This is a genomic window from Leucobacter komagatae, from assembly GCF_006716085.1.
Lineage (GTDB): Bacteria > Actinomycetota > Actinomycetes > Actinomycetales > Microbacteriaceae > Leucobacter > Leucobacter komagatae.
In genome coordinates, this window is record NZ_VFON01000002.1 from 124,750 (window position 1) to 145,574 (window position 20,825).

The following is a 20,825-nucleotide window of genomic DNA, read 5'->3' on the forward strand; positions in this document are numbered from 1 at the left end:
TCAATAGGTTACGCTGAGCGTATGATCAACACACGCACCGCACCCCGCTCCCGGACCCTTCGCGGCACCGCCGCTGCTGCCCTGCTCGGCGCTGCGGCGCTGGTTCTCACCGCGTGCTCAGGGTCGGCGTCTGTCGGCGACACCAGTTGGGGCACCCTCGACGCGCAGGGTGAGCCCGCAATGACTTTCACCGCAGACGGCAAAGCGTTCGGCACCGACGGGTGCAACATCGTCAACGGCTCGTGGACGGAAGAAAAGGGCAAGGTCACGTTCGGCCCGCTCGCCTCGACCATGATGTTCTGTGAGGGCGTCGACACCTGGCTGAGCGGCGCGTCGACCGCGGTTGTCGAGGGTGACAAGATCACCTTCAACGACGAAGACGGCAAGAAGATCGGCTCGCTGAAGAAGACCGAGTTCACGGCGCCGAAGTAGCTCGCGCACAAACAGCAAAGCGGCGGGGTAAGGATCAAGTCCTCACCCCGCCGCTTGCTTTGTAGCGCGAAAGCGTCACTCAGAAGCGCCGCACAGAAGCCGCGCCCCACGAGGCGCCGGTTACCAGGCGACCGCGAGCGCCACGTTCAGTACTGACAGCCCCATGATGGCGCCGAGCACGCCGCCCGAGACGTTTTCCTTCTTTTTGAAGACAAGCGCGAGCACGATGATCGCGACGAGCACGAGCGTCTTCACGCCGATCTTCATGTTGTCGGGCTGGCCGCCCATGGCGTACATCATGCCGACGAGGCCGAGGCCCGTCGCGAGCATGAGCCATGAGCTGTGCAGGATGCCGCCCGAGATCTTCGCGGCGCCTTCCTTCACCTTCGACAGCTGGGCGATCGAAGCGCCAGCGACACCGGCGAAGCCGACGATGTGCAGGATCAGCAGGATGTTGCGGATGATCTCCATGGTGTTTCCTCCCTCAAATATGCGGATGTGTGTGGGTGTCGGCCATTCGGCCGGAACGTCTGGGGCTGGCCGGGCGCGGGCGCGGGGCCCCGCCAGCCTCGGGCCTAGTGGAAGAAGTGCCGCTCGCCCGTGAAGTACATGGTCACACCGGCGGCCTGCGCCGCGGCGATGACCTCTTCGTCGCGAACGGATCCGCCGGGCTGCACAACCGCGCGCACGCCAGCGTCAAGCAGGACCTGCAGGCCGTCTGCAAAGGGGAAGAACGCGTCGGACGCTGCGACCGAACCGGCGGCACGCTCACCCGCCCGCGAGACGGCGAGGCGGCAGGAGTCAACGCGGTTGACCTGGCCCATGCCGACGCCGACCGAGGCGCCGCCGTTCGTGAGCAGGATGCCGTTCGACTTCACCGCGCGGCTCGCGCGCCAGGCAAACTCTAGCTCGGCGAGCGTCTCTGCGTCAGCGGCCTCGCCAGCGGCGAGCGTCCACTCAGCGGCGGGCGCGAAGTGGCGGTCAGCGTCCTGGATGAGGAAGCCGCCCGAAACCTGCTTGAGCTCAACGGGGTTCTGCGTGTATCCCTCGGGTAGCACGAGCAGGCGCACGTTCTTCTTCTGGGCAAGGATCGCGAGGGCCTCGGGCTCGAAGCCCGGCGCAATGATGACCTCGGTGAAGATCTCGGAGACCGTTTTCGCCATGCCCTCGGTGACGACGCGGTTGGCAGCGATCACGCCGCCGAAGGCCGAGACGGGGTCGCAGGCGTGTGCGAACTCGTGTGCCGCGGCGATCGGATCGGCAGCGCCCTCGGGCGCCACGGCGACACCGCAGGGGTTCGCGTGCTTGATGATCGCGACGGCTGGGCGCTCGTGGTCAAACGCGGCGCGGAGGGCCGCGTCTGCGTCGACGTAGTTGTTGTACGACATCTCCTTGCCGTGCAGCTGAGTCGCCTGCGCGATGCCGACGCCCTCGTTCTCGCTGAACAGTGCCGCGCGCTGGTGGCTGTTCTCGCCGTAGCGCAGCACCGACTCGCGCAGCCCGAAGACCTCGTACCCGACGTAGCCCTCGCTCGTGGCGAAGATCGCGGCAACCTCGTCCTCGTCAGAAACCTCGGCCTCGGCCGCGACGGGGGCGTCTTCCCAGCCCGCGTCCTGCTGATCGAGGAACCAGTTCGCGACGGCACCGTCATACTGCGCGGTGTGCACAAATGCCTCGGTTGCGAGCGAGCGGCGCAGCTCGAGGGTCGTGCCACCCGCCTGCACGGCAGCGATGACCTCGTCGTAGCGGCCGGGCGAGACGACGATCGCCGCGTTTGCGTGGTTCTTCGCGGTCGCGCGAACCATCGCGGGGCCACCGATGTCGACGTTCTCGACGATGTCGGCGGCGGGCTTGCCAGCCGCGACGGTCTGCTCGAACGGGTACAGGTTCACGACGACGAGCTCGAACGGGGCGAAGCCGAGCTCTTCGAGCTGCGCGCGGTGATCAGCGAGGCGCAGGTCGGCAAGCAGGCCCGAGTGCACGGCGGGGTGCAGCGTCTTCACGCGGCCATCGAGCGCCTCGGCGAACCCGGTCACCTCGGAGACGTCGGTCACCGCGTGGCCGGCCTCGCGAATCGTTGCGGCGGTCGAGCCGGTCGACACGAGCTCGACGCCGGCCGCGGCGAGCGCAGCGGCAAGGTCAAGCAGCTTAGTCTTGTCGCTCACGGAGATGAGCGCGCGCTTCACCTCGATGAGGTCGCGATGCTCGTACAGGCTCGGGTCGTGGCTCTGGACTGCCATGGGGCTCCTTGAATTCGTGCGGTGTGGGGTTTGAAAAATCTGGGGGTACTAGGCGAGATCAGCGGCAGCGGCGCCAGCAGCAGCACCGGCGACCGCAGCGAGGTCGAGCGTGCCGTCGGCGATCTCTCGGACGGTGCGCACAAGCAGCGGGCGCTCCTCCTGCTTGATGCGCTCGTGCAGGTCGGCCTCCGCCTCGCCCGCTCGAACGGCCACAACGGCCTGCCTGAGCACCGGCCCGGTGTCAACGCCCTCGTCGATGATGTGGACGGTCACGCCGGTCTCGGTTGCGCCCGCGGCGAGCGCGTCGCGCACCGCGTGGGCGCCCGGAAAGAGCGGCAGCAAAGCGGGGTGGGTATTAATGAGCCGCGGCGAGAACTCGCTTACGAACCCGGCGGGCAGAATACGCATCAGGCCAGCGCTCACGACGAGGTCGGCGCCGTGGTTCTGGATCCCGGCCGCGAGTGCGGCCCCCCACTCAGCGCGGTTCGCGTGGTCGGCTGGGCGGACAACAAAGCTCGGGATCCCGGCAGCCTCCGCATACGCGAGGCCCGCAGCGGCGGTGTCGGCTCCGACACAGACGATTTCTGCGGGAAACTCGGGGTCGCTCGTTGCCTCAATGAGTGCTTTGAGATTGCTACCGCCACCGGAGATGAGAACCGCGAGTTTCAACACCAGCCCAGTCTACTCGCTGTGCCGGTGTGCGGACGCGCCATCGGGCCCTGCGCGCAGGGGGTTCGGCGGTATGCTTCCCACATGCTTCTTCAGGACCTCTTCGGGCTCTCCGGCCGCACCGCACTCGTCACTGGCGGCAGCTCAGGCATTGGCCGTGCGATTGCTGAAGCGCTCGCCGGCGCTGGCGCGCACGTCGTCATTGCGGCGCGCACGATCGGCGAGCTTGAGCAGGCCGCAGAGGAGATCACCGCGAGCACCGCCGTGGCCGCGGCCGGCGGGAGCGCTTCGTGGGTGCGCGCAGACCTCGCGACCCGAACCGGAGCGCACGAGCTCGCCGACGCGCTACTCGACCTCACCGCGGGGCCCGGCCGGGTCGACATCGTCGTGAACTCGGCGGGCGTGAACATCCGCCCGCCCCTCGCTGATCTGACGGAAACGGAATGGGATACGACGATGTCGGTGAACCTCGAGGCGCCGTTCGTCCTCGGGCAGCGCCTCGCCCCCGGAATGGTCGAGCGCGGCTACGGCCGGCTCATCCACATCAGCTCACAGCAGGCGCACCGGCCGTTCGCGTCGAGCGGCGCCTACGGCGTCTCGAAGGCCGCCGTCGAAGGGCTCGCCCGCTCTCAGGCTGAGGCATGGTCGGCTTCGGGCGTAACCGCGAACGCGCTCATCCCCGGGTTCGTACAGACGCCGCTCAACACCCGGCTCAGCTCTGACCCCGCGATGGTCGCCGCGCTGGCAGCCCGCACGCTGGTCGGTCGCAACGGGCTGCCAGAGGACTTCGCAGGGGCCGCGGTGTTCCTCGCGAGCCCCGCCGCCTCCTATGTCACCGGCCAGTCGCTCGCGGTCGACGGCGGGTTCTCGGTGCACTAGCCTCGGCATGCCGTCACAGCCAGCGCTGCCCTGCCACCACCGTCACGGCCGCACCACCGTCACAGCGTCTGTCTTCAGCGCTTCGTATGCCCGACCGGGCGAAGTTTGGCATAGGGAATGCCGTTCCCAGACCGTGGCGGCGAAGCCGGCAGGGCGCCGGAGGCAGCCAGCCAGCCAAGCAGCCAGCCAGGCGCTCTTACCGCCCCACGTGCACGACCTCATTCGCCCGCGCGAGCGGCCGGGTGCGGGCGAAGTGCGTGACCTCCTGCGCCGCCCACCGTTCCCAGTGCGGGATGAAGGTCTCGCCATCGCGTGCGAGCGCGCGCTCTCGGCGAAGCTCGTCGGGGCATTCGACCCACAGCGTGTAAACGCTGCCCAGGGCGCGAGCCACGGCGAGGGCCTCGCCGCTCACCGAGCCGCACCCCTCGACGATCAGGGATCCTCCCGGCTCGAGGGTCACCTCGGGCGTGAAGCTCTCCGAGTACCAGTCGTAGCGCCGGTAGCGTCCAGTGCGCAGCAGTTCCGGGACCATCGCGCTCCCCGCGGCGAGGCCGTCCCAACCGGGGTAGATCTCGTCCATGCCAACGATTCTGGGGCGCTCCGCTCCCCCGGCTACACGGGCGGTTGCGAGGGTTTCGGCGAGCGAGGTCTTCCCGGATCCTGATCTGCCGTCAATGAACAGCACCCGCGGCCACCCTGCCGTCGCCTGCGCGCCAACCGCGAGATGCCGGATCCTCGCTTCCAGCCGCCCCGCGAGCGCTTCGGGCGATACTGGCGCGCTCACTCGGCGACCCGCCCCTCGCGCATCCGCAGCACGCGGTCGGCGATCGTGGCTGCCTCGCCCTCGTCGTGGGTGACGAGGATAGCCGTGGTGCCGGTCTCGCGCAGGAGCGATGCGAGGTCGAGCGCGAGCCGTTCGCGCAGCTCGCGGTCGAGCGCCGACAGCGGCTCGTCGAGCAGCAGCAGGCGCGGGCTCGGCGCGAGCGCCCGGGCGAGGGCGACCCGCTGGCGCTGGCCACCCGACAGTTCGGTGACGGCGCGGGAGCCGAAGCCCGGCAGGCCGACGAGGGCCAGCAGCTCTTCGACGCGGGCGTCGCGCTGCGCCCTCGCCCAGCGCTTGACGCGGAGCCCATACGCGATGTTCTCGGAGACGCTGCGGTGCGAGAACAGCTGCCCGTCTTGAAACACGAGCCCAAACTCGCGCTTGTGCGGCGGCACCCCGGCGAGGTCCTCGCCGGCCCAGCGCACGGTTCCAGACGACAGGGGCTCAAGCCCGGCGATCGCCCGCAGCAGCGTCGACTTGCCGCACCCCGAGGGCCCGAGGAGCGCGACGACCTCGCCGCGACCGACCGCGAAGTTCGCGTCTCGCACGATCGGCTCGTCCCGCCGGTACGCGACGCTCGCTCCGTCAACGACAAGCCCGGCGCCGGCCCCAGCCCACGCACCGGCCCCGGCCCCGGCTTCCACTCCGCTGTGTGCGCTCACCAGCTTCCTCCTACTCCGGCGTCAACACGCCAGCGTTCAGCAAAGACCATAATCCCAGCCGCGAGCGCACCGAGTACGACGGAGGCGGCAAGCGCGGCACCGTAGCTCGCCGGGTCTGGGTTCGCCACGAGCGCCGCGATCGCCACCGGTAGCGTCTGCGCATCGGGCCGCACGAGGAAGGCCGTCGCACCGAATTCCCCGAGCGACACCGCAAACGCGAACCCGAGCGCGAGCCCCGCAGACCGCCCGAGCAGGGCGAGGTCGATCGTGCCGAGCACACGAAGCGGTGAAGCGCCCAGCATCGTCGCGGCCTCCCGCGTGCGCGGGTCGATCGCGCGCAGCACCGGCGTCAGTGTCCGCACCACGAGCGGCAGTGCGACGAGCGCCTGCGCAATCGGGATGAGCACGACCGATGTGCGCAGGTCGAACCCGATACCGAACGGCCGATGCATCGTCAGCAGCAGCCCGAAGCCGAGCGTGACCGCCGAAATGCCGAGCGGCAGCATGATCGCCGCGTCGTAGACCGCGATCCCCCGCGAGAGTGCGCGCGACCGCGGCCTGCGCGAGACGACGAGCGCGACGACCATGCCGAGCGTGACCGCAATAAGCGTCGCGATACAGGCGATGCCGAGCGACAGCGCGGCGGAGTCAAAGACGGAGCCGTGCAGCGGCGACGATGGCGGCGGGTCGACGAGCGCGCGATAGTTCTCGAGCGAGAACCCGACGCCGCCGGGCCCCGCGAGCGAGCGGCGCACGAGTGCCCCGATCGGGAGGACGTGAAGCAGCAGCACCGTCGCCCCGAACACCGCAATGACCGGCGCGTCGCTCCGGCGGGGTGGCCGCACCTCGCTGCGTGCCTCGTTCGGTCGCTCGCTGTGCCCGCGCAGGATCGCCGAGACGCCGAGCGCGAGAGTAACGATGGCAAACTGCACGAGCGACAGCACGGCCGCCGACCGCAGGTCGAGGAACTGCACCGTGAGCCGGTAGATCTCGGTTTCGATGTTCGCGAACTCGCGCCCGCCGAGTATCAGCACGACGCCGAACGACGTCGCACAGAAGAGAAACACGAGCGCCGCCGCTGACGCGAGCGCTGGGCCGAGCGCGGGGAGCGTGACCGTCATGAACACCCGCACCGGCCCCCCACCGAGGGTGCGCGCCGCCTGCCCCTGGCGAGTGTCGAGCTGCGCCCAGTACCCGCCGACGGTGCGGGCGACGACGGTCACGTTGAAGAACGCGAGCGCGAGCACCACGACCGTGAGTGAGCGGTCAAGCCCGAGCCAGTGGAGGGCACCGCCCGGCCCGTAGAGCGCGGTGAACGCGACGCCAACGACAACGGCGGGGAGCACGAACGGCACCGTCAGAATCGCGCGGAGCACACCGCGGCCGCGGAACTCGAGCCGGTAGAGCACGTAGGCGGCGGGAACGCCGAGCAGGATCGCCAGCGCCGTCGCGAGGCTCGCCTGCGTCAGCGTGTTGCCGAGTACGCGCCAGCTGCGGTCGAGGCCGAGCACCTCGGGGATACCGCCGAGGTCAAGCGCAGCACCGTCCGTCAGGCCGGTTGCGACGAGCGCCGCGACCGGCCATAGGAAGAACAGTCCAACGAAGCAGAGCGGGATCGCCGCCGCGAGCGTCCAACCGAGCGCCCCAAGCGGGCGCCGGATCAGTGCGCGCACGGCGGCTCTCCCCTCGTTCGAATCGCGTGCCGGCTAGAGGCCGACCGCGTCGCCGAGGGTGCGAAGCCAGCCGTCGAGGCCAGCCTGGATCTCCTTCGACGTGAGGTCGTGCGACTGGCCCGCAGCGGGCAGCGGTGCGAACTTCGCCCAGCTCGACGGCAGCTCGACAGCCTCGTCGATCGGGTACATGTACATGTTGTCGGCGATGCCCGACTGGAACTCCTCCGAGAGCAGGTACTCAACGACCGCGCGTGCGCCCTCGGGGTTCGCGCTCCCCTTCAGCACGCCCGCGTACTCGACCTGCTGCGAGCAGGTGTCGAGCAGCGCGCGGGTGTTCGAGGCGGTCTCGTCCTCGTTCACGGTGAAGGCTGGCGACGTCGAGTACGAGACCACGATGGGCCTCGTGCCCGTCTCACTGACGCCGCTGAACTCGGTGTTGTACGCCTCGGTCCACCCCTGCACGACGCGCGCGCCGTTCCCTTCGAGGCTCTTCCAGTAGTCAACGAAGCCGTCTTCGCCGAATGCGGCGATCGTCGCGATCATGAACGATGCGCCCGTACTCGACGCCGTCGGGTCGAGCAGCACGGCGAGATCCTTGTACCTAGGGTCGGCGAGGTCCTCGAACGTCGCGGGCTCCGCGAGCCCCGCTTTCTCGAACCAGGCCGTGTCGATGTTCACGCACGTTGCGCCCATATCGATCGGAGCGAGCGGCACCTCCGCAGACTCAGCCTTCTGGCCGTCGAGCTCGGCGACGATCGCCGCGCCCCGCGCGGGCAGGATGTCGGCGGGCAGCGACTCGACAACGTCGTTCTCCATGAGCCGCGATGCGAAGGTGTTGTCGATGCCGAAGAACGCATCGGCGATGGGTGCGCCCTTGGTCAGCACGAGCTTGTTTGCGAGCTCGCCGCCATCGCCCGCGGTGACGACCTCGACGTCGTATCCGGTCGCGGCGCTCGCGGCCTTCGCGAACTCCTTCCCGTCGACGAAGCTGTCGTGGACGACGAGCGAGACCTTCCCCGCGTCACCGCCGGTGCTAGCGCCGCCGCCTTCCGGGTCGCCGCCGGCGCAACCGATAAGGGCGAGCGCGCCGGCGAGCGGGAGCGCAAGCAGGCCGAGGGCCCGAGAGAGTGAGCGGGCGTGCGAGGTTGAGTGCGTGAGAGTACGCATAACGAGAAGAGTCCTTCCTCCGCTGGCATGAACCAGATCAGGTTGAACGGTCGGAGCACGCGTGCTCCCTCTCAGCCCCGCGCGTCGGGACTCCCGTGGATTGCTCCCCTAGCCTAGCCTTTTCGGCCCGGCCAGCGCCAGCCGGCCCGTTTCCCCTCGTCTTTCGGTGCCTCCGTGAGGTCGACCGCGTCCCACGAGTACGCTTCGACGAGCGCGTCGGGGTCGAGGCTGTCGGCACCGAGGCTGTCAGCACCGAGGCTGTCAGCACCGGCGGACGTGCCGCCCGCGTCAGATTCGCCCTGCTCAGTGGTGCTGTCTGTGGTGCTGTTTGGGGCTCTGCCCGCCTCGTGCTGGTCGAAGAGTTCGGCCTCGCGCACCGCCGCAGCCGCGGCCGCCGCCGCCTCCACTGCCGACGCCGTTGCGGCGAAGTCGGGCTGCTCAGCCGTCGCGTCGGCATCAAAGTCAGTATCGAGGCCGGCCTCAACATCGAACTCGAGGGGTTCGGTGAGCTGATCGTCACTGTCGTCCGCCGACCCGGCAGCCTGCCACGAGCGCGGCACGAGGGGCGACACCGGTGCAAGATGCTCACCGGTCTCGCCGATCTTGTCTGGCCCAACGGCCCCGGGCCCAACGGCCACAGACGAACCGGCCCCCGACCCACCGGCCACAGACGCGGGCGCTGCCGCGGCGCCGGCCGCGTCAGCGGGCACGCTCTCGGGTGCCACTTCGTGGCGCTCGTCGCCGAGCCCCAGTCGCGCTTTCACCTCGGCTGGCCCATCCATGACCCGCCGGGCGAGGTCAGCGCGAGCCGCGAGGGCTCCGAGCATGGCGCCAGCGCCGAGTTCCAGGGCTGCGAGACCCGCGGCAGCCCAGACGTTCGGCCCGACCTCGGCGAGCCTGCCTGGGCCGAGAGATCCACGGGCGGCCCAGTTGAGCAGCGCGATGGCTCCCCCCGAGACTACGGCCGCGGCGACGACCTGGGATGCGACCACCGCGAGCGACTGGCGGCGGGCGGTCTCTCCGAGCGCGATGCCGATAGCGAGGCCAGCGAGCACGAGCAGCAACGGAGCGATCACCGCGACGCTCCCCCAGCCGTCAGGAATCGCGGCGAGCACGGGGATGCCCGGCATGGGTCCCAGCAGTTGCCCGAACGGCGACGCCGAGCTGCCGACTCCCACCGCGAAGCCTGAGCCCGTGAGCCACGCCCCGCTCCAAATCACGAAGACCGGGAAGAGCGCGACCTGCAGTACAAACATGAGCACAGTGCCCCACAGGTCGAGCTGCAGCGCCTCTGACGCCGCAATCACGAGCGCGAATCGCGTGAGTAGCGCTAGGGCCAGTCCGAGGGCCGCGAGGCCGACGTAGGCAGCAAGCAACATCGCTGCGAGTCGGAAGGCCTGGCCCGCGCGGTGCGGGAACGCCGCGGGGCCCTTAATCCCGATTCGTCCGAGCCAGGTCTCGACGGCGCCGACGGCCGCGAGCCACCACCCGTGCTCGTCGCGCGCGGCGCGCACGGTGTACGCGACGCCCGAGGGAACCGCCCACACGAGGGCGGCCGCGCCGGCCGACGCCGCCCACCCGACGGCGACGGTCACGTCGCCCGAGTGGGCGATCACGGCGTGCAGGATCGCGGCAACGGCCCCGAACCCGATCGCGCCTCCGAGCACGCCCGCGGCGCCAGCCCCACCGCGCGCGGCTGAGCGCCACCCGGCGCGACCAGCGAAGGCGGCCGTGACGGCCGTGATCCCGAGCGGCGCGAGCGAGATCGCGAACTGCAGCGGCTCTGGCGCGAAGCCGAGCACCTGCATGACCTCGGCCGAGAGACCCACCGCGAGTGGCGAAAAGTGGGCGAGCAGCCACGCGGCCCCCGCGCCGCCAAACACCGCCGAGGGTTCAGCCGCGAGGCCAAACGCGAGCCACCAGACGAGGAACGCATAGGCTGCGACCGCGACCAACGACGCCAGCGCGACCGCGATGGCCTCAATCGTCGCGACGATCCCGGTCAGTATTGCTCTCATCGTCCGAAAGTCTACCCGGCGATGACGCGCGGGTTACCAGCTTGCGGCCACCGCGCGGTGCGCTTCGAACAGCGGGACGGTTGTGCCTTCGGGGGCGCGCCCGAAGCCGCACTCGGTCGCCACGCCGAAGTCGCGCTCAAGGACGCCCGCGGCCGCAGCAATGCGCCGGCCCGCCCCCTCTGCCCCGTCCTCGCGGTGTACGAGCCCGAGGTAGAGCTCGCTCGTCGCGGGCAGGCTCAGCGCCGCGAGCGGAGCGAAGTATTCGGCGTCGTCGCGCTCGATAGGCACGGGCAGGTGGAGCCAGGTGAGTCCGCGCGCGCTCCGCTCAAGCACCGCGTTTGCGAAGCGGGTGAGGTGCTCTGCATCGCGTGGCTCGACGAAGTGCTTCTCGGCGACGTCGCCGTAGCAGAGGTGAACGCCGACCTCGACGTCAGTGGGAACCCTGTCGATCTGGCGGGCGAGCCGCTCGGCGGTGCCCGCCCACGGGTCGGAGAACCACTCGTACCGTTCGCCCGTGAACCCGGTGAGTCCCTCAAGGATCGCGAACTCAAGCGCGGCGTCCCACTGCACCGCAAGCTCACCGTGCGGGATCGTGCGCAGGATCTCGGCGAGCTCTGCGGCGAGCGCGCGTTCGTAAAGCGGCTCGAACGCCTCGCGGTCGCTCGCGGCTACGAGGCTCGCGACGACGCCGAGCGGCGTCGGGAGCGAGACCTGGAAGCGGGTCTCAGCTGGGATGACCCCCGCGGCCTTGAGCTCAGAGAATGTTGCCCACGATTCGAGGGCCGCAGCCGCGTACCCGAGCGGTGGTAGCTGGACCTCATCCGCGGTCACGCCCTCGGCGAGCTTCACCGGCCGGATATCAAGCATGCGTAGCGGGATCGGCGTGTCCCCAACGCGCTCGATGCCGTCGGCTTCCCCGAGCCTGTCGGCCTGGAACAGGATCCAGTGGAACCGCTCCCCCACCTCACCGTCGGGGATGCGCTTGAGCAACGGCCCGAGGTGCTCGGCGGCGACCCTGAACGTCGTCTCCGCGTCGTCGAAGTTGATGCTTCCCACGAGGTGGGCTCCCTGGACCGTGTGCTGCTCGCTCATAGGTCAAGTATCGCCGACGAGGCGCAGTTCCCGCCGGTGTGTTGCGCCGTGTGACCGCGGCAGGCCTCTGTTGTCCCCTGCCGGGCGGCTACTCGCCGTGTGCGGCGGTGACCGTCACCGTCGAGCCGCCGGCGAGCATGCGCGACACCGGGCAGCGGGCGTGCGCGGCAGCGGCGAGCCTGTCGGCCTCGCCGCCCGATTTGCCCTCAAACGTCAGCACGGCGTGACCGGCAAACTCGTAGCCGTCGCCCGCGCGCTCATGCAGCGAGATTTTCACCCGGGCTGCCACTTCCACGCCGGGCCCCGCAACGACGCGAGCCGCGGCGTTCAGGCAGGTCGCCCACGACAGGGCGAGCAGTTCTTCGGGGTTCGTCGGGGCCGCCCCTGACCCCGCAGGCGAGCGGGAGGGCTGACCGCCCAGCGGGGAGACGACGCGCACGGCGAGCCCGCCGTCGATCCAGCTCTCGCCGGTCGCGCCGGTGAGATTGTGGGCGACTGCCGTAAATAGCGCCGGGCTGGTGTTGGCCTGGGTCTGCGCTGGCGTGAGTGACACAGCGGGCTCCTTCGGTTGCGTTTTCACCACCTTACCCATATGTTAGACGGGATCCAAGAATAACGTTTGACGACGCCACGGCCGCGACCTCCCTGCCACCGCGTCCCCCTTCGAAGGCCAGACCAGCACGAATGCTCACGCGATGATTCACTCGCAGCTCCCCGCGATCCAGTTCCAGGGCGTCACCCGCACGTTTGCCGACGGCGACCGCGCCGTCACCGCACTCGAGGACGTCACGTTCCACGTACCGCGCGAGTCAGTGTTCGGCGTTGTGGGCGAGAGCGGCGCCGGCAAGTCGACGCTGCTTCGCCACATGAACGGGCTCGACCACCCGACGCGCGGCACCGTGCTCTTCGACGGCGTAAACCTCGCGACGCTCACGAAGCGCGAGCTGAACCAGACGAGGCGGCGCATCGGTGTCGTCTTCCAGTCGTTCAATCTCGTCGCAAACCTCACGGTTCGCCAGAACATCACGCTCCCGCTCAAGTTGCAGCGCGAGAGCAACCACCGGCGCGTGGACGAGCTCGCCGAGTTTGTTGGCCTGTCAGACCGCATGGCTCACTTTCCAGCGCAGCTCTCCGGCGGGGAGAAGCAGCGCGTCGCGATCGCCCGCGCGCTCGTGACAAGCCCGACGCTGCTGCTGTGCGACGAGCCGACCTCGGCGCTCGACACCCACACGACCGGCGAGATACTCGGGCTCCTGCGCGACACCCGCGACGAGTTCGGCACGAGCATCGTGCTCGTGACCCACGAACTCGACGCAGTGAAGGCGATCTGCGACACCGCGGCGGTGTTCGAGGCGGGCAGGCTTCGCGAGATCCTCCCCGTGTCCGCGGCCGCTGCCGCTCGTGGCGACAGCTACCTCGAGCACGTGCGCGCGGAGCTCACGGCATGAACGCGATCATTTCGGAACTCGGCCGCGTGTTCGGCGAGCACGGCGCCGAGATCGCGACGGCGATGGCCGAGACGGGGTACATGGTGCTCGCCTCGATCGTGTTCGCGGTGCTCATCGGGTTGCCGCTCGGGGTCACGATCACGCTCACCCGCGCCGGTGGTCTGCTGGAGAACCACAAGGTCTGGCTCGTCGCCGACCTCTACGTGACCGTCGTGCGATCGTTCCCGTTCCTGCTGTTCGTTGTGTTTATGATCCCGCTCACTCGGCTCGTGTTCGGCACAAGTTTCGGCACCGTCGCGGCCACGTTCCCGCTCGCCTTCGTCGCCGTCGCGATCTACGCCAGACTGACCGAGCAGATCCTCCTCGAGCTGCCGAGTGGCCTGTGGCAGGCGGCGGCCGCGATGGGCGCGACGGTGCCGCAAACCGTCTTCCGCTTCCTGCTCGTCGACGGCCGGTCGGGCCTCGTCTACGCGCTCACCTCGGCGACGGTGAGCTTCGTGTCGTACTCGACGGTGCTTGGCGTCGTCGGCGGTGGCGGTATCGGGGACTTCGCTATGCGGTACGGCTACCAGCGCTACGACTTCACCCTCATGTACCTCACCATCCTGCTCATCGTCACCTGCGTCGTGCTACTCCAGGCCCTCGGCCACAGGGTGTCACGCGCGCTCGACAAGCGTTAGGCGCGGCGGTATCAGTTTCCCCCCCAGATTCAGGCTTCATCAGTTTCATCAGCATCAGGAAGGATGCACATCATGATCCGCTCCCACAAGACCCGTACGATTCGGGTGGCCGCCGCGGCTGCCCTCGCCGCAGGCGCGCTCGCCCTCGCGGGCTGCGCGAGCGGCCCGACGGTTGACTCGGGCGATGGCGGGGCTGCGCCCGCAGAACCGCGGGTGCTCAAGGTCGCTGCCACGACCACCCCGATGCCAGACGTTGTGTTGGCCGCGGCCGAGGCGATTGAGGCGCCCTACACGATCGAGCTCGTCGAGGTCGCCGACTACGTGCAGCCCAACACGATGCTCGCTGCCGGAGAGCTTGACGCGAACTTCGTTCAGCATCCGCCGTTCATGGAGGAGTTCAACGCTGGCAACAACGCCTCACTCGTCGCGGTCGAGCCTGTCTATCTCACCGTCGTCGGCACCTACTCGAGCAAGCACGACAGCATGGCTGACATCCCGGAGAACGGTCACATCGTCGTGCCGCAGGACCTCTCGAACCAGGCGCGGGCGCTCCAGATGTACGCAGACGCAGGCCTCATCAAGCTCGACCCCAAGGTCGACAAGTGGGATGTGACCGTCGCCGATGTCACGGAGAACCCGAAGAAGCTGAAGTTCACTGAGGTCGACCTCATGCAGCTGAACGCGGCATACCCTGAGGCCGATGGCGTGTTCCTGCACGGCACGTTCGCGCGTCAGCTCGGCCTCGTCCCAGGCGACGACGCGATCGCCGTGGAGCAGGATCCACAGTTTGCGGTGTCTCTCGTCAGCCGCGCTGACAACCAGGACTCCCCCGAGGTGAAAGCCCTCGCTAAGGCGTTCCACAGCGACGAAGTGCGCGCGGTGCTTGAGAAGTACGAGGTTCCCGCGGCGTTCTAGGCTGTACCTCAACCACACCATCCTCGCTTCGGCACACGCTATTTCGCCCCAAAAGCATGTGCTGGAGCGAGGATGATGTGTTTTGCGGCGACTGCGAGGTTGAGCGCGAGTACACAAAGGACCCCGCCGGCATGTACCGACGGGGTCCTGTGCGTAGTGCGCTGCGCGTTTACAGCTGTGCGAACGCCCGACGCAGTGGCCGTCGGCGCTGGTTCGCCTGTAAACGCTGCGCGTTTACAGCTGTGCGAACGCAGCGCGCAGCAGCTCAGCGGTCTCGGTCGGGGTCTTGCCAACCTTCACGCCTGCGGCCTCAAGGGCCTCCTTCTTTGCCTGCGCGGTACCAGCCGAGCCCGAGACGATTGCGCCAGCGTGGCCCATCGTCTTGCCCTCGGGCGCGGTGAAGCCGGCAACGTAGCCGACGACCGGCTTCGTCACGTTCGCCTTGATGTACTCAGCCGCGCGCTCCTCAGCGTCGCCGCCGATCTCGCCGATCATCACGATCGCCTTGGTCTCGGGGTCGTTCTCGAACGCCTCGAGCGCATCGATGTGCGTGGTGCCGATGATGGGGTCACCGCCGATACCGATCGCGGTCGAGAACCCGAGGTCACGGAGCTCGTACATCATCTGGTAGGTGAGGGTACCCGACTTCGACACGAGGCCGATCGGGCCCTTGCCGGTGATCGTCGCAGGCGTGATGCCTGCGAGAGCCTCGCCCGGGGTGATGATGCCGGGGCAGTTCGGGCCGATGATGCGGGTCTTGCCGCCGGTGGCCTTAGCGTGAGCCCAGAGCTCAGCCGAGTCCTTTACGGGCACGCCCTCGGTGATGATAACGAGGAGGCCTATGCTCGCGTCGATAGCCTCAATCGCAGCGTCCTTCGTGAAGGCCGGCGGAACGAACGCGACCGACACGTCAGCACCGGTTGCCTCCATCGCCTCTGCGACCGAAGCGAACACGGGGAGCTCGACGGCATTGCCGTTGGCGTCCACGTGCGACACGGTGGTGCCGGCCTTGCGGGCGTTCACACCGCCAACGACCTGGGTGCCGGCCGCGAGCATGCGCGCGGTGTGCTTGGTGCCTTCGCCGCCGGTGATGCCCTGGACGATGACCTTTGAATCCTTGTTCAGGAAGATCGACATAGTTCTGTAATTCCTTCTAGTTCCAGGGGGCGGTTCAGCGTGCGTTGGCGAGCTCGGCGGCCTTGTCGGCGCCCTCGTCCATCGTGGCGGCCTGGGTCACGAGCGGGTGGTTCGCCTCGTTGAGAATGCGACGGCCCTCCTCGACGTTGTTGCCGTCGAGGCGCACAACGAGGGGCTTGTTTGCCGCGTCGCCGAGCTTCTCGAGTGCGCCGACGATGCCGTTTGCGACGGCGTCACACGCGGTGATGCCGCCGAAGACGTTCACGAAGACCGACTTCACCTGCGGGTCACCAAGGATGACGTCGAGGCCAGCGGCCATGACCTCAGCCGATGCGCCGCCGCCGATGTCCAGGAAGTTGGCGGGCTTCACGTTGCCGTGGTTCTCGCCCGCGTATGCGACGACGTCGAGGGTCGACATCACAAGGCCTGCACCGTTTCCGATGACACCGACCTCGCCGTCGAGCTTCACGTAGTTGAGGTCCTGCGCCTTGGCCTTCGCCTCCAGCGGATCCTCTGCGCTCTTGTCCTCGAGCTCGACGTGGCCCGGCTGACGGAAATCAGCGTTCTCGTCGAGCGAGACCTTGCCGTCGAGCGCGACGATGTCGCCCTCACCCGTGAGCACGAGGGGGTTCACCTCGACGAGCGTTGCGTCTTCGCCAACGTACACCTCGTAAAGCTTCTGGAATACGGGCACGACCTTACCGACGAGCTCCTCCGGGAACTTCGCCGCGCGTGCGATCTCCTCAGCCTTGGCTGCGTCGATGCCTGCGATCGGATCGATCTCGATGCGCGCGAGAGCCTCGGGCTTCTCGACTGCGAGCACCTCAATCTCCATGCCACCCTCGACGCTGCACAGCGACAGGTAGGAGCGGTTTGCTCGGTCGAGCAGCACGGAGAAGTAGAACTCCTCCTTGATGTCAGCGCCAGCGGCAACCATGACGCGGTTGACGGTGTGGCCCTTGATGTCGAGGCCGAGGATGGCCTGTGCAGCCTCGAACGCCTCGTCGGGGTTCTTTGCGACCTTCACGCCGCCTGCCTTGCCGCGACCGCCGACCTTCACCTGAGCCTTGACGACGACGACGCCACCAAGCTTCTCGGCTGCTGCACGCACCTCCTCGGGGGTGTCAGCGACGATGCCGGGGAGCACCGGCACCCCGTATCGTTCGAAAAGATCGCGTGCCTGGTACTCGTACAGATCCACGTACTGTCCTTCTGCTTGGGATGTTTGGTTACCCGAGGCAAAAATGTCTCGATGTCGAGAGAAATGTCGACCGTTTGCCAGTCTAACACCGCTATGTCACTAGTTCCCGCCTCGGTACCCAGGTGCGCGCGCGGCCCGACGCGGCGCCTTGCGCAGACCCCGCTCGCGGCAACTAAACCCGCAGATTCTGGGGCCCGCGTCAAGCGATCCGAGCGAATCGGCACCCTTACACCCCGGGAAATCGCAGACTTTGCGCGACACGGCCCGGCTCCCCGCGAACCGCTTACAAACTGAGGCAACTACACGAGCGGGGAGATTCGCGGAACGCTCATTCCCCCAATGCCGTAGATCTCCTTCGCCTTGCGCCCAAACGCAAGCACGAGAGCCCCGTGCGCGGCGGCCTCATCACCGAGGCGGGCAGCGACGACAGGAACTTCAAACGGCAACCGGATCTGCCCGCCGACCGCGGCGCTGAGCGGCTCCATGAATGCTTCGCGGGCGCGGGAGAGCCCGCCACCGATAACGACCTTTCCCGGATCCACGGCCATGATGAGCGTGGCGAGGGAGCGAGCGAGCTGGTCAATGAACCCCGTAAGTTCGCGGGCCGCGGCCGCGTCGCCGTCTCGAACCAGTTGAAACAGCTCAGCCGCGCTCCCCGCGCGCGCCCAACCCAGCTGCCCGGTCGTTGGATCAACCCCGGGGACAGCGAGGCGGCCGATGTCCCCCGCAGCGTCGTGTGCCCCGCGGCGAGGCTTCCCATCAATGATTAAGCCCATCGCAACACGGTTGCCAACCGACAGGTAGAGCACGTCACTCACGAGCTGGGCTGCGCCGAGGTGGTGCTCAGCAACCGCCGCAAGCCTCACACCGTTATCGACCGCCACTTCCACGCCAAGAACCTCACGCAGTCGCCCGCCGATGTCCACGCCCGTCCACTCTGGGATGACCACCGACGCAAGCACGCTGCCCGTCTCGTTCACGATTCCCGGCAGCGAAAGCCCAACCGCGCGAAGCTTCCCGATGGGAAGTCCGGGGCGTTCGAAGGCCTCGCGAATCTGCTGCGTCACACTGTCGAGCTTGGATACCCCGTCGGGGAAGCCCCCAACGCCCGGGCCAACGTGGTCCGCCAGCACTTCACCGGCCAGGTCCGAGATCACCACGCGTGTTGTCGCGTTGCCTACGTCGACCCCCGCAACGTACCCACTGTCGGCTACGAATCCATACCAGCGGGAGGGGCGCCCTACGCCCGCACCGCTCGCTGTCGTGCGGGTCAGGGCACCCGCAGCCGTCAGCGACCCGAGCACGTTTTCGACCGAGGTTCGCGAGAGCTCCAGGGCTGCGGCGAGCCCATTGACCGAATCAGGCCCGTGGTCGCGCAGGCGCATGGCAACTCGGGTAGCGATTGGTTGCGAAACGGCATCTTCCACGATCGCACCTCCAAGCATCGCCGCTTCCTCACTGCGGGGCGCAGCGCGGTGGCCTCATCCTAGCCAAGTTCTTACACGAACAAGGCAGATTTCGGGGCTTTTGTCACTGCTGTAACACATTCGAAGCGAGACATTCCCTTGGATTACCTAGTCCAAATCACGCAGATTGCGAATTATCACACTGTAGTGTTTAATTTCTCTCAAGCGAATCGCTCGTGAACGAACCAATGGAGGATCGAGAATGTCACAGGGTTTTACATCCGAAGCCGAGCTTGAGGCGCGACTCGTCGCTCCGAGCGCCGGCCTCGTCGAAGACTTCGCAAAGGGCGCGGGCGACCTCGTGATCCTCGGCGCCGGCGGCAAGATGGGGCCGACGCTCGCCGTCCTCGCACGCAACGCCCTGAACGCGGCCGGCCGCGAGCACGACACCGTCTACGCGGTCTCGCGATTCGGTGAGGCGAGCGTCCGCGAACGACTCGCGCAGGCGGGCGTCGAGGTGATCCCGTTCGACCTCGTCGAGAATGACAGCCTCGACGCCCTCCCCGACGCCCCGAACGTTGTCTTCATGGTCGGCGCGAAGTTCGGTGCCGCGACAAGCCCCTCGTGGGCGTGGGAGGTGAACGCCGCTCTGCCCGACCGCATCGCCCGCCGCTACAGGAACAGCGCCATCGCCGCACTCTCGACGGGCAACGTGTACCCGTTCGTCCCCGCCTCGTCCGGGGGCGCCTCAGAGGACGTCGCACCGGCGCCGATCGGCGAGTACGCGCAGTCGTGCCTCGGCCGCGAGCGGGTCTTCGAGTTCGCCGCGCAGGAACGCGGCACCCGTGTCTCGATCGTTCGCCTGAACTACGCGGTTGACCTCCGCTACGGCGTGCTCGCGGATATCGGCTCGGCCGTGCACGCGGGTGAGCCCGTGTCCGTCGACACCGCGAACGTCAACGTTGTCTGGCAGGGCTACGCGAACGAGGTCGTGCTGCGGAGCCTCACCCACGCATCCACGGACGTGTTTACCATCAACCTCACGGGCCCCGAGACGCTGTCGGTTGAGGCCGTGGCGCAGCGCTTTGGCGGCCTACTCGGGCGCGCTGTCACGATCGTTGGAGAGCCCCAGCCGACGGCGCTCCTCAACGACTCGAGTCGCTGCATGGCGCTCTTCGGCTACCCGTCGGTCTCAGCGCAGACACTCATCGAGTGGCAGGCGCAGTGGATCGAGGCCAACCTGCCGATGACCGCAAAGCCCACCAAGTGGGCCGTCCGAGACGGGAAGTTCTAGATGTCCACGGCGCCCTTCCTTCGCCCCGCCGCACGAGAAGCCCTCAACCGGGGCGCTGTCATCCCGGCGCATCCGCTCGCGCTCACCGCCGAGCGGACGCTTGACGAGCGGCGCCAGCGCGCGCTCACTCGCTACTATCTCGCAGCAGGCGCCGGCGGGCTCGCAGTCGGCGTGCACACGACGCAGTTCGAGATTCGGGATCCAGAGCACAACCTCTTCGAGCCCGTGCTGCGGCTCGCCGCCGAGGAAATCGCGGCGCACGGCGACGACAGCGTACTGCGCATCGCCGGTGTCACCGGCGACACCGCCCAGGCGGTCTCTGAGGCCACACTCGCGCGCGACCTCGGCTACGACGCCGTGCTCGTGAGCCCGCGGGTCGAAGGGGCGACCGAGCAGTCCTTGCTTGAGCGCGCACGCGCCATCGGCGAGGTGCTTCCCCTCGTCGGCTTCTACCTGCAGACCGCGATTGGCGGTCCGACACTCTCCCGCAACTTCTGGCGGGAGTTCGCCGCGATCCCCGCCGTGGTTGCGGTGAAGGCCGCGCCATTCGATAGGTACCGCACCCTCGAACTCGTCCGCGGCGTCGCCGAATCCGGCCGCGCGCACGAGATTGCCCTCTACACGGGCAACGACGACGCGATCGTGTCCGATTTGCAGTCCGAGTTCCACGTCTCGACCCCCGACGGGCCCGCCACGCTCCGCTTCGTCGGCGGCCTGCTCGGCCAGTGGGCCGTTGGTACGCGCGCGGCGGTCGCCCTCCTCGAACAGGCGCACCGTGCAGCCGATGGCGACCTCGACGCACTCGCCGCGCTCAACCGCGCGAGCGCGGACATGGTCGACTTCAACCAGGCGGTGTTCGACCCGGCCAACGACTTTGCGGGCGTTATCGCTGGCGTGCACGAGGTGCTCCGCCAGCAGGGTCTCTTCGAGGGCGTCTGGTGCCTCGACCCTACTGAGGGTTTGTCTCCTCGCCAGGCCGATGAAATCCGCCGTGTGCGACTCGCGTATCCCGATCTCGGTGACGACGTCTTCATCGCCGAGCACCTGGAAACCTGGCTGCGGTAGCGCACCATGTCCCCGATCCGGATT

General features: G+C 68.3%; 20 protein-coding genes and 1 riboswitch. Of the genes, 7 read left to right on the forward strand and 13 right to left on the reverse strand.

Going from position 1 to position 20,825, the window contains the following annotated elements; genetic code table 11:
* Positions 1-21: 21 nt before the first annotated feature.
* Positions 22-432 (forward strand): META domain-containing protein, encoded by a 411-nt coding sequence (locus FB468_RS15385; RefSeq protein WP_141888583.1) that lies wholly within the window; start codon positions 22-24, stop codon positions 430-432.
* Between the two features lie 120 nt (positions 433-552).
* On the opposite strand, the gene FB468_RS15390 is transcribed toward FB468_RS15385, so the two are convergent.
* The 3 genes from FB468_RS15390 to purN form a co-directional block, all read right to left on the reverse strand.
* Positions 553-903, reverse strand: a complete 351-nt coding sequence (locus FB468_RS15390; RefSeq protein ID WP_141888585.1) for a hypothetical protein — start codon at positions 901-903, stop codon at positions 553-555.
* Between the two features lie 104 nt (positions 904-1,007).
* Positions 1,008-2,672 (reverse strand): bifunctional phosphoribosylaminoimidazolecarboxamide formyltransferase/IMP cyclohydrolase, encoded by a 1,665-nt coding sequence (purH, locus tag FB468_RS15395; protein ID WP_141888587.1) that lies wholly within the window; start codon positions 2,670-2,672, stop codon positions 1,008-1,010.
* 48 nt (positions 2,673-2,720) lie between these two features.
* Entirely contained in the window at positions 2,721-3,344 is a 624-nt protein-coding gene (gene purN, locus FB468_RS15400; RefSeq protein ID WP_141888589.1) for a phosphoribosylglycinamide formyltransferase, read from the reverse strand.
* An 81-nt stretch (positions 3,345-3,425) separates the two neighbouring features.
* Here purN and FB468_RS15405 point away from each other — a divergent pair, with 81 nt between their 5' ends.
* Positions 3,426-4,220, forward strand: coding sequence for an SDR family NAD(P)-dependent oxidoreductase (locus FB468_RS15405; RefSeq protein ID WP_141888591.1), 795 nt, complete (start codon positions 3,426-3,428; stop codon positions 4,218-4,220).
* Positions 4,221-4,416: 196 nt separating this feature from the next.
* On the opposite strand, the gene FB468_RS15410 is transcribed toward FB468_RS15405, so the two are convergent.
* The 7 genes from FB468_RS15410 to FB468_RS15440 form a co-directional block, all read right to left on the reverse strand.
* A complete protein-coding gene (locus FB468_RS15410) occupies positions 4,417-5,004 on the reverse strand; it encodes a nucleoside/nucleotide kinase family protein (RefSeq protein ID WP_211359197.1) in 588 nt (195 codons plus the stop codon).
* The gene (locus tag FB468_RS15415; protein WP_342777262.1) at positions 5,001-5,705 is read right to left on the reverse strand and encodes an ABC transporter ATP-binding protein; all 705 of its coding nucleotides are present in this window, start codon (positions 5,703-5,705) and stop codon (positions 5,001-5,003) included. The genes FB468_RS15410 and FB468_RS15415 overlap by 4 nt, the downstream gene beginning before the upstream one ends.
* Positions 5,702-7,378 (reverse strand): ABC transporter permease, encoded by a 1,677-nt coding sequence (locus tag FB468_RS15420; protein ID WP_246055992.1) that lies wholly within the window; start codon positions 7,376-7,378, stop codon positions 5,702-5,704. Before FB468_RS15420 ends, FB468_RS15415 begins: the two co-directional genes overlap by 4 nt.
* Positions 7,379-7,411: 33 nt before the next feature.
* Entirely contained in the window at positions 7,412-8,545 is a 1,134-nt protein-coding gene (locus tag FB468_RS15425; RefSeq protein WP_141888592.1) for a thiamine ABC transporter substrate-binding protein, read from the reverse strand.
* A riboswitch (TPP riboswitch) is annotated at positions 8,543-8,652 on the reverse strand. (Overlaps the previous gene by 3 nt.)
* Positions 8,653-8,658: 6 nt before the next feature.
* Positions 8,659-10,563, reverse strand: coding sequence for a cell division protein PerM (locus FB468_RS15430; protein ID WP_141888595.1), 1,905 nt, complete (start codon positions 10,561-10,563; stop codon positions 8,659-8,661).
* A gap of 33 nt (positions 10,564-10,596) precedes the next feature.
* Positions 10,597-11,655: a hypothetical protein gene (locus FB468_RS15435; RefSeq protein WP_141888597.1), complete on the reverse strand. Its 1,059-nt coding sequence runs from the start codon at positions 11,653-11,655 to the stop codon at positions 10,597-10,599.
* A gap of 88 nt (positions 11,656-11,743) precedes the next feature.
* Positions 11,744-12,208, reverse strand: coding sequence for an OsmC family protein (locus FB468_RS15440; RefSeq protein WP_170219795.1), 465 nt, complete (start codon positions 12,206-12,208; stop codon positions 11,744-11,746).
* Between the two features lie 142 nt (positions 12,209-12,350).
* Here FB468_RS15440 and FB468_RS15445 point away from each other — a divergent pair, with 142 nt between their 5' ends.
* The 3 genes from FB468_RS15445 (at position 12,351) to FB468_RS15455 (ending at position 14,698) form a co-directional block, all read left to right on the forward strand.
* Entirely contained in the window at positions 12,351-13,103 is a 753-nt protein-coding gene (locus FB468_RS15445) for a methionine ABC transporter ATP-binding protein (protein ID WP_141888601.1), read from the forward strand.
* Positions 13,100-13,783, forward strand: coding sequence for a methionine ABC transporter permease (locus FB468_RS15450; protein ID WP_141888603.1), 684 nt, complete (start codon positions 13,100-13,102; stop codon positions 13,781-13,783). Before FB468_RS15445 ends, FB468_RS15450 begins: the two co-directional genes overlap by 4 nt.
* A gap of 72 nt (positions 13,784-13,855) precedes the next feature.
* Positions 13,856-14,698: a MetQ/NlpA family ABC transporter substrate-binding protein gene (locus FB468_RS15455; protein WP_141888605.1), complete on the forward strand. Its 843-nt coding sequence runs from the start codon at positions 13,856-13,858 to the stop codon at positions 14,696-14,698.
* A gap of 234 nt (positions 14,699-14,932) precedes the next feature.
* Here the strand turns inward: FB468_RS15455 and sucD are convergent, their stop codons facing one another.
* The 3 genes from sucD to FB468_RS15470 form a co-directional block, all read right to left on the reverse strand.
* Positions 14,933-15,835 carry a succinate--CoA ligase subunit alpha gene (sucD, locus tag FB468_RS15460; protein WP_141888607.1) on the reverse strand — a complete coding sequence of 301 codons (903 nt, stop codon included), beginning with the start codon at positions 15,833-15,835 and terminating at the stop codon, positions 14,933-14,935.
* 34 nt (positions 15,836-15,869) lie between these two features.
* Positions 15,870-17,036, reverse strand: a complete 1,167-nt coding sequence (gene sucC / locus FB468_RS15465) for an ADP-forming succinate--CoA ligase subunit beta (RefSeq protein WP_141888609.1) — start codon at positions 17,034-17,036, stop codon at positions 15,870-15,872.
* Between the two features lie 299 nt (positions 17,037-17,335).
* The gene (locus FB468_RS15470; protein WP_246055993.1) at positions 17,336-18,463 is read right to left on the reverse strand and encodes an ROK family transcriptional regulator; all 1,128 of its coding nucleotides are present in this window, start codon (positions 18,461-18,463) and stop codon (positions 17,336-17,338) included.
* 241 nt (positions 18,464-18,704) lie between these two features.
* Here FB468_RS15470 and FB468_RS15475 point away from each other — a divergent pair, with 241 nt between their 5' ends.
* Together FB468_RS15475 and FB468_RS15480 are read left to right on the forward strand one after the other, a co-directional pair.
* On the forward strand, positions 18,705-19,736 hold the full coding sequence (locus tag FB468_RS15475; protein ID WP_141888613.1) for an NAD-dependent epimerase/dehydratase family protein: 1,032 nt from the start codon (positions 18,705-18,707) through the stop codon (positions 19,734-19,736).
* Positions 19,737-20,801: a dihydrodipicolinate synthase family protein gene (locus FB468_RS15480; RefSeq protein ID WP_141888615.1), complete on the forward strand. Its 1,065-nt coding sequence runs from the start codon at positions 19,737-19,739 to the stop codon at positions 20,799-20,801.
* Positions 20,802-20,825: the final 24 nt, after the last annotated feature.